This is a genomic window from Haloterrigena salina JCM 13891 (genome assembly GCF_000337495.1).
Taxonomy (GTDB): domain Archaea; phylum Halobacteriota; class Halobacteria; order Halobacteriales; family Natrialbaceae; genus Haloterrigena; species Haloterrigena salina.
This window is the reverse complement of the sequence record NZ_AOIS01000004.1, coordinates 1-8,609: the sequence shown is the minus strand read 5'-3', so window position 1 is coordinate 8,609 and position 8,609 is coordinate 1. Positions and strand designations below refer to the sequence as shown.

At 64.7% G+C, this 8,609-nt stretch carries 4 protein-coding genes; all 4 read right to left on the bottom strand.

Annotated elements, in window-relative coordinates:
• Window positions 1-1,757, bottom strand: a 1,757-nt coding sequence (locus C477_RS00600; protein WP_008892474.1) for a beta-galactosidase, incomplete at its 3' end; no start/stop codon positions are given.
• A gap of 195 nt (window positions 1,758-1,952) precedes the next feature.
• Entirely contained in the window at window positions 1,953-3,761 is a 1,809-nt protein-coding gene (locus C477_RS00595; protein ID WP_049914061.1) for a rhamnogalacturonan lyase, read from the bottom strand.
• Between the two features lie 395 nt (window positions 3,762-4,156).
• Window positions 4,157-6,031 (bottom strand): rhamnogalacturonan lyase, encoded by a 1,875-nt coding sequence (locus tag C477_RS00590; RefSeq protein ID WP_008892472.1) that lies wholly within the window; start codon window positions 6,029-6,031, stop codon window positions 4,157-4,159.
• Window positions 6,032-6,296: 265 nt separating this feature from the next.
• Window positions 6,297-8,153 carry a rhamnogalacturonan lyase gene (locus tag C477_RS00585; protein ID WP_008892471.1) on the bottom strand — a complete coding sequence of 619 codons (1,857 nt, stop codon included), beginning with the start codon at window positions 8,151-8,153 and terminating at the stop codon, window positions 6,297-6,299.
• Between the last annotated feature and the right edge of the window lie 456 nt (window positions 8,154-8,609).

Genomic DNA, 8,609 nt, shown 5'->3' with positions numbered 1-8,609 from the left:
TCGGTCTCGGGCCAGACGCCGCAGTAGACGACGCCTCCCTCGCCGACCGCGTTTCGAACGGCCGCCGTCCGTCCGCCTTCGATGTCGTCGCCCGCGTACTCGAGTAGCGGCTCGGCCGCGTCGGCCTCGAGCCACTCGGCCCACGTTCGGAACGCGTACTCGGCGTTCGTCTCGTCGGTTCCGGCGACGGTCGGCTCGAACTGCGCCGGGAACGACTCGTGCTGGTCGACGCTCGCGCCGACGAGATCCGACAGCGGACCGGGCTGGAGGTCGGGACGGAGCTTATTGTGCGTGTCCTTCACGCCCGTCCGCGGGCCGAGCAGCAGTTCGCCGCCGGATTCGACGTACGCGGTCAGGCGGTCGGCTAGCGACTCGGTCGCCAGGTGGAGCGTCGGCGCGACGACCGCGTCGTAGGACTCGAGGTCGCGCTCGGGGTGAACGATATCGACCTGTACGCCGCGGGCCCGCAGCGGCGCGTAGAACGACTGCAACAGCTGCCAGTAGTCGAAATCGGGCGCGTGGGATTGCTCGCCGAGCGCCCACGCATTCTCGTAGTCGTGCAGCAGGGCGACGGGCGCGTCGACGTGGTCGAGGTCGAACAGCTCCTCGGCGGCTCGCGTCGCGTCCTCATAGCCCCGGTCTGCCGTCCCGTCCTGCTTTCGGAGGCCGGCGTGGTACTGTTCCTGGCCCTCGAGGCAGCGCCGCCAGCGGAAGTAGACGACGGCGTCGGCGCCGTGGGCAGTCGCGTGGTGGGCCCAGAGGCGCATCGCGCCCTCGGCGGGCTGTGCGGAGTGGGGCGGCCAGTTGACGTCGCCCGGCTGCTGTTCCATCACCCAGAACGGCCGGTCGAGCACGCTCCGGTAGAGGTCGTGGTTGAACGAGAGCAGATTGGGGTTCCCCGCGCGGAGTTCGTCGGCCGTCGTCTCGCCGCCGGCCTGCTGGACGTGACCCGTCGGGTACGAGTCCCAGGAGATCAGATTGAGGTCCTCGTCGAACTCGTAGGCGTCCACCGACTCGAACAGGTTCATGAAGTTGTGCGTGACGAACCACTCCTCGTTCGCCTCGCGAAGCAGGTCCGCCTGCAGGCGGTTGTACTCGACGACGCTGTCGCTCGCAAACCGGGCGAAATCGAGTAGCATCGACGGGTGATCCTGTGCAGGTGTTGGACGGGGGAGATCGACCTGTTCGAAGCCGTCGTATTGTTGGCTCCAGAACGTCGTTCCCCACGCGTCGTTGAGTTCGTCGACGGTCTCGTACTCCTCGCGGACCCAGTCCCGGAACGCGTCGGCGCAGTCGTCGCAGTAACACCGCGTCGTGCCGTGACAGCCGTACTCGTTGTCGGTCTGCCAGCCGACGACGCGCGGATCGTCGGCGTAGCGGTCCGCCATCGCCCGGACGACGCGTTCGGTCTCCTCGCGATACGCGTCGGAGTTGAAGCAGTAGTGTCGTCGGCTCCCGACGTCCCTGACCGTCCCGTCGCGGTCGCGCTGGCGGATCTCGGGGCGTTCCTCGACGAGCCACCGCGGCGGCGCCGCCGTCGGCGTACACAAGACGGCCTGCATTCCGTACTCGCCGACCAACTCGACGATCTCGTCGAGCCACTCGAAGTCGAACGCGCCGCGTTCGGGCTCGAGGACCCGCCACGAGAACTCCGCCATGCGGACGTACTCGATCCCGGCGTCGGCCATCTGCCGAACATCCGTTTCCCACCGTTCTCGCGGCCAGTGCTCCGGAAAGTAACAGACTCCGATCGACATAGGTCAACGTTCGCACCGACCGTTGTAAACGTTGTCATGCAGGGCGGGGCGTTGCCTCGGCGGGTTACGACCCAGGACGACGCGCCGGAACTGCCGAGGCGGTGAAGTCCGAGACCGAAATCGGAACGCCACCGCCCCGTTCCGTCGGATGCTACGCTGAACGGCGCTGTAGCGGTCTCACAACGGAATTACCGATCAGTCGCGATCCGCTGAGACGGGCTCGATGTCCGGCTTCGGTGGGTCGTCCATCCCGTGACCGAGGAAGTAACTCGGCCACGGCGGCTGGTTGTAGCCGGCGTTCTGCCACGCGAGCGCGGTCCGGTACTGCGGATCGTGCAACAGCGTGTACAGCCGGCGATCGGTCTCGTGGGGCGTCGCGTAGAGGCGTAGCGCCTCGCTGTCTTCGGTCCGCCAGATCACCTCTTCGCGCCAGTCGCCAAGGATGTCTCCCGAGAGACACGGGTTGCCCTTCGTCCAGTTGTTCGACCGCGTGCCCTCGAAGGACCTCAACAGATCGAGCTCCTGCGTTTCGGGATTCCACTTCGTGAGTCGGCCGACGCCGTAGTTCTCCTCGGTATCCCAGTCGTGGTCCAGCAGTTCCCGGGACAGATCGCCGGTCCACCAGACCGCGGAGTTGATCGAGTCGAGCGCCGGTCCGAGCCGGTCGCCCTCGCTGGACCAGAAGCCGACCCCGTGGGACGCCCAGAGCTCCGCGCCCTCGTAGTTGGGATCGACGTCCGCGATCATCCCTCTGCCGACGTCCGCGTCCGCCTCCTCGCTCCACAGCAGCTCGCCCGTTCCGGCATCGCGGAGCGTCGCCCCGTAGGGACCCCACTCGTGGGGCTGGAAGACCTCGAGCCCCTCCCGGCTCGGGACGAAGTCGCTCACGTGGAGGGTATCGCCGTGGTTCCAGCCGGTCGAGTAGAGCCCGGTGCCGTCGTGGTCGACGACCATCGCGCCGTAGACGACCTCGTCCTTCCCGTCACCGTCGACGTCGGCGGTAACGAGCTGGTGGTTACCCTGGCTCTCGTACTCCTCGTTACCGTCGTCGCTATCGAAGATCCAGCGAATTTCGAGTTCGCCGTCGCGGAAGTCCCAGGCGGCCAGCATCGACTTCGCGTAGTAGCCCCGCGTCATGAGGATGCTCGGGCGCTCGCCGTCGAAGTATCCGACGCCGGCGAGGAACCGATCGGCGCGGTTGCCGTAGCAGTCGCCCCAGTCACAGATGTCGCCGCGCGCGGGTTCGAAGTCTTCCGTCGCGAGTGCCTCGCCAGTCTCGCCGTCGAAGACGGTGAGGTACTCCGGCCCCTCGAGGATGCGACCCGCGTCGTTCGTGTAATCGGCGTCCGGATCGCCGATGACCGTGCCGGTCCCGTCCGTGGCGCCGTCGGACGTCCGCACGGCCAGTTCCGCCTTTCCGTCGCCGTCGAAGTCGTAGACAGCGAACGGCGTGTAGTGTGCGCCGGCTCGAATGTTTTGCCCGAGGTTGATCCGCCAGAGGTGCTCGCCCTCGATCGTGTAGCCGTCGATCAGAACGTCGCTCGTCTGCCCCTCGTGGGCGTTGTCCTTCGCGTTCGACGGCGACCACTTCTGGACGATGTCGAGCGTGCCGTCGCCCGTGAGGTCGGCCACGCTCGCGTCGTTGGCGTGGTACGTGACCGTCTCGCCGTCTTCGCCTTCGACCGGGTCGGGCTTGTTCAGCGGAATTTCCTTGTACTGTTCGTCCCACACCTCGACGGACTCCGACATGCCGGGTTTGCGGCCGCCGTCTTTCCTGCCGCTGGCTCGACCGTTTCCGACCGCCCGGACCGCGTACGTTGAGTCCGTCGTTCCCTCGGGATCGAGGTAATTCGTGCTGTCGGTGATCGGTTCGTCGTTTACCCGTTCACCGTCGCGGAACACGTGGAACCCCAGATCGACGGGCTCGGTCCCGAGCAGTCGCCAGCGGACGAGAACCCCGTCGTCTGTCGGAACGGCCACGAGGCCGCGGTCGAGCGATTCCATCTGGCGTGTCGATCCGTTCTCCTCGGTACCGGTTCTCCTCTTGGCGCCGGATCGGCCGTTTCCATCCGTCGCCGCAGCGCTGGTTGCGAACGCCGTCGTTCCGGCCGCTATTCCACTCAGCAGTTCGCGTCGATACCGTCGCAGTCGCGTCTCGTTCGTGCTCGAATTAGTCATTCTCTTTCACACCGCAGTTCCTCCGTCCAGATCCCGTTATATAAATATTTGTGACTGTACGTGTAAATCGTACAACTAATACTGAACCGACGGTTCGTTCCTGAATCGCCGACGACTGAAGGGGACCGAGATGACGGTCCCGCGCCTCGCGTGCTGTCCCGGCTACTCGGCGCGTGCAGTCGACTGTTAGCGGATCGTGACGCTATGATCGACGTGCCCGCTCAATCATCGGCGGCGACGAGTTCGATATCGGGTTTCGGCGGCTCGTCCATCCCGTGACCGATGAAGTAACTCGGCCACGGCGGCTGGTTGTAGATCACGTTCTGCCACGCGAGGGCCACTCGGTACTGGGGGTCGTGCAACAGCGTGTACAGCCGGTGATCGGTCTCGTGGGGCGTCGCGTAGAGGCGCAGCGCTTCGCTGTCGTCGGTCCGCCAGATCACCTCCTCGCGCCAGTCGCCGAGGATGTCGCCCGAGAAACACGGATTCCCCTTCGAGCCGTTGTTCGACCGCGTGCCGTCGAAGGTCTTCAGGCGCTCTAGTTCTTCGGTCTCGGGGTTCCACTTCTTGATCCAGCCGTGACCGTATCCCCCCTCGTCGTAGCCGAGGAAGTCGTGGTCCAGCAGCTCGCGGTGGAGGTCTCCCGTCCACCAGATCGCCGAATTGGCCGAACCGATCGGCGTCTCGCGGATCCGTTCACCACTGGCGGTCCACGTACTGAGTCCGTCATCGGAGAGGGGTATCCCCGCCCACGCTTCCGCACCGTCGTAGTTCGGATCGATGTCCGCGATCATTCCTCTGCCGATGTCTTTCTCCCCGTCTCCCTTCCCCCACAGCAACTCGCCCGTTTCGGCGTCGCGGAACGTCGCACCGTAGGTTCCGTACTCGTGTGGCTGAAAGACCTCGAGTCCGTCCCGACTGGGGTCAAAGTCGCTCACGTGAAGGGCATCGCCGTGGCCCCAGCCGGTCGAGTAGAGCCCGGTGCCGTCGTGGTCGACGACCATCGCGCCGTAGACGATCTCGTCCCTCCCGTCGCCGTCGACGTCGGCGATGGAGAGTTGGTGGTTGCCCTGCCCCTCGTACTCCTCGTTGCCGTCGGTGCTGTCGAAGATCCAGCGGACGTCGAGTTCGCCGTCGCGGAAGTCCCAGGCGGCCAGCATGGTCTTCTCGTAGTAGCCGCGACCCATGACGATGCTCGGGCGCTCGCCGTCGAGGTAGGCGGGCGCCGGGAGGAAATGATTAACGCGGTGACCGTAGCAGTCGCCCCAGTCGCAGACGTCGCCACGCGCGGGCTCGAAGTCCTCTGTTGCGAGTGCTTCACCCGTTTCGCCGTCGAAGACGGTCAGATACTCCGGCCCCTCGAGGATCCGTCCGTCCTCGGTTGAGTGGTCGGCGTCAGGATCACCGATGACCGTTCCAGTTCCGTCCGTAGTGCCGTCGGACGTCCGCATCGTCACTTCCGCCGTCCCGTCGCCGTCGAAGTCGTAGACGGCGAACGACGTGTACGCCGGGCCGGCCTGAATGTTCCGTCCGAGATTGATTCGCCAGAGGTGTTCGCCCTCGATCGTGTAGCCGTCGAGCAGGACGTCGCTCGTATATCCGTCGAGCGGGTTTACCTTCGAGTCCGACGGGGACCACTTCAGGACAATATCGAGCGTGCCGTCGCCCGTGAGGTCGCCCACGCTCGCGTCGTTGGCGTGGTACGTGACCGTCTCGCCGTCTTCGCCTTCGACCGGGTCGGGCTTGTTCAGCGGGATCTCCTTGTACTGTTCGTCCCACACCTCGACGGATTCCGACATGCCGGGTTTGCGGTCGCTGCCGTTCCCGCCGCGTTTCCCTCTGACGTGTTTCCGTCCGTTGTGTTTCCCGCCGCCGGCCCGTCCGTTGCCGACCGGTCGAACCGCATAGGTCGAATCGGTCGTCCCTTCGGGGTCGAGGTAATTCGTGCTCTCGGTGATCGGCTTGTTGTTCACTCGCTCGCCGTCACGGAACACGTGGAATCCCAAATCGGCGGGCTCCGTCCCGAGCAGTCGCCATCGAACGAGGACCCCGTCGTCGACCGGAACGGCCACGAGGCCGCGGTCGAGCGCCTCCATCTGACGCGGCGATCCAGCCTCGTCGTTTTCGACGGCGGATCGGCCGTTTCGACTCGTGGCAGCCGCCGCCCCGCTGGTTGCGAACACCGCTGTTCCGGCCGCGATCCCGCTCAGCAGTTCGCGTCGATACCCTCGATACTTCGTAGTATTGGCGTCTGGACTAGTCATTTTCTCTCACACTCCGAAATCTGGTATATTATCTATCAGTATAATTGTTTGGGAGAATTCCATCGTATCTAAACGGCGCCACAGCGGAACACGTCGTTCAGCCGTTATTGGTGGAGACGAGTTCGATGTCGGGTTTCGGCGGGTCGTCCATCCCGTGTCCGATGAAGTAACTCGGCCACGGCGGCTGGTTGTAGCCGGCGTTCTGCCACGCGAGTGCAGTCCGGTACTGCGGGTCGTGCAATAGCGTGTGCAGTCGGTGATCGGTCTCGTAGGGCGTCGCGTACAGGCGCAACGCCTCGCTGTCTTCGGTCCGCCAGATCACCTCTTCGCGCCAGTCGCCCAGGATGTCTCCCGAGAGACACGGCGTCCCCTTCGACGAGTTATTCGACCGCGTGCCCTCGAAGGACTTCAACAGCTCAAACTCCTCGGTTTCGGGGTTCCACTTCTTGATCCAGCCGACGCCGTATCCTTCCTCCCAGCCGAGGAAGTCGTGGTCCAGCAGCTCCCGGTGCAGGTCGCCGGTCCACCAGATCCCGAAGTTGATCGAGTTGACGGTATTTTCGTTGATTTGCTCGCCGCTGGCGGACCACGTGCCGAGACCGTCGTCGGACAGGGGAACGCCCGCCCACGCTTCCGCGCCGTCGTAGTTCGGATCGATGTCCGCGATCATGCCCCGACCGACGTCACTGCTTCCGTCTCCGATCCCCCACAGGAGCTCTCCCGTTTCGGCATCCCGGAACGACGCTCCATACTCCCCGTACTCGTGTGGCTGGAAGACCTCGAGTCCGTCCCGACTAGGGTCAAAGTCACCGACGTGGAGGGCGTCCCCGTGGTGCCACCCGGTCGAGTAGAGCCCGGTGCCGTCGTGATCGATGACACAGGCGCCGTAAACGATCTCGTCCTTCCCGTCACCGTCGACGTCGGCAGTGGCGAGCTGGTGGTTACCCTGGCCCTCGTACTCCTGATTGCCGTCGGTGCTATCGAAGATCCAGCGGGTGGTGAGTTCGCCGTCGCGGAAGTCCCACGCGGCCAGCATGGTCTTCTCGTAGTAGCCCCGCGTCATGAGGATGCTCGGACGCTCGCCGTCGAGGTAGGCGGCGCCGGCGAGGAATCGATCGACGCGGTTGCCGTAGCAGTCGCCCCAGTCGCAGACGTCGCCACGCGCGGGCTCGAAGTCCGCCGTCGCGAGTGCCTCGCCGGTTTCGCCGTCGAAGACGGTGAGGTACTCCGGTCCCTCGAGGACGAATCCGTCCTCGTTCGTGTAGTCGGCGTCCGGGTCGCCGATGATCGTGCCGGTCCCGTCCGTGGTGCCGTCGGACGTCCGCACGGCCAGTTCGGCCCTCCCGTCGCCGTCGAAGTCGTAGACGGCGAACGGCGTGTAGTGTGGTCCAGCCCGAATGTTCTGTCCGAGGTTGATCCGCCAGAGGTGCTCGCCCTCTATCGTGTAGCCGTCGAGCAGGACGTCGCTTCTATGACCCGGCAAGTTGTCCCCTGCGTCCGATGGAGTCCACTTCTGGACGATGTCGAGCGTGCCGTTCCCGGTGAGATCGCCGACGCTGGCGTCGTTGGCGTGGTACGTAATCGTCTCCCCGTCCTCGCCCTCGATCGGATCGGGTTTGTTCAGCGGGATCTCCTTGTACTGCTCGTCCCACACCTCGACGGACTCCGACATGCCGGGTTTGCGGTCACTGCCGTCCTCGCCGTGTTTCCGTCCGTTGTGTTTTCCGCCGCCGGCTCGACCGACGCCGACCGGTCGAACGGCGTAGGTCGAATCGATCGTCCCCTCGGGGTCGAGGAAGTTCGTGCTCTCGGTAATCGGCTTGTTGTTCACCCGGTCACCGTCGCGGAACACATGGAACCCCAGATCGGCGGGCTCGGTCCCGAGCAGTCGCCAGCGGACGAGGACTCCGTCGTCTGTCGGAACCGCCACGAGACCTCGGTCGAGCGATTCCATCTGCCGCGTTCCCTCCGACGTCTCGGTATCACTCCCGTTTCCGTGGGCAGACCGATGGGACTGACCGCCGGGAATCGCTGAACCGACACCACTGGTTGTGATTGCTGTCGTCCCGATTGCGATTCCGCCCAGCACGTCGCGTCGATACCGTCTCCTATTCGTGTTTGCGTCTGTCATCGAGTTCCACACCTCGCTCTCTCAATTTATGACATCTTATTAGAATTTTTGGGTAGCGACACTCACAACACCGGATCAGTCACGATGAGAAGAGCGTTCTCCACTGGAGAACGTACTCGAGGTCGTCTTACTCGAGCGCATGGCGGACCGTCCGAGTCGCCGTCCGATTACACGCGCTCGCGGGAACCGAATCACCTCGAAGGTGCTGTCGGACGGACTCGTTTCTCGGTCGGACGCGACAATCGTGCTACAGAATTACACCTGTCTCTTATACACATC

Excerpts from the sequence above, each read along its gene's own strand:
- C477_RS00595 (WP_049914061.1), bottom strand. The coding sequence starts at position 3,761 with ATGGAATCGCTCGACCGCGGCCTCGTGGCCGTTCCGACAGACGACGGG.
- C477_RS00590 (WP_008892472.1), bottom strand. The coding sequence starts at position 6,031 with ATGGAGGCGCTCGACCGCGGCCTCGTGGCCGTTCCGGTCGACGACGGG.
- C477_RS00585 (WP_008892471.1), bottom strand. The coding sequence starts at position 8,153 with ATGGAATCGCTCGACCGAGGTCTCGTGGCGGTTCCGACAGACGACGGA.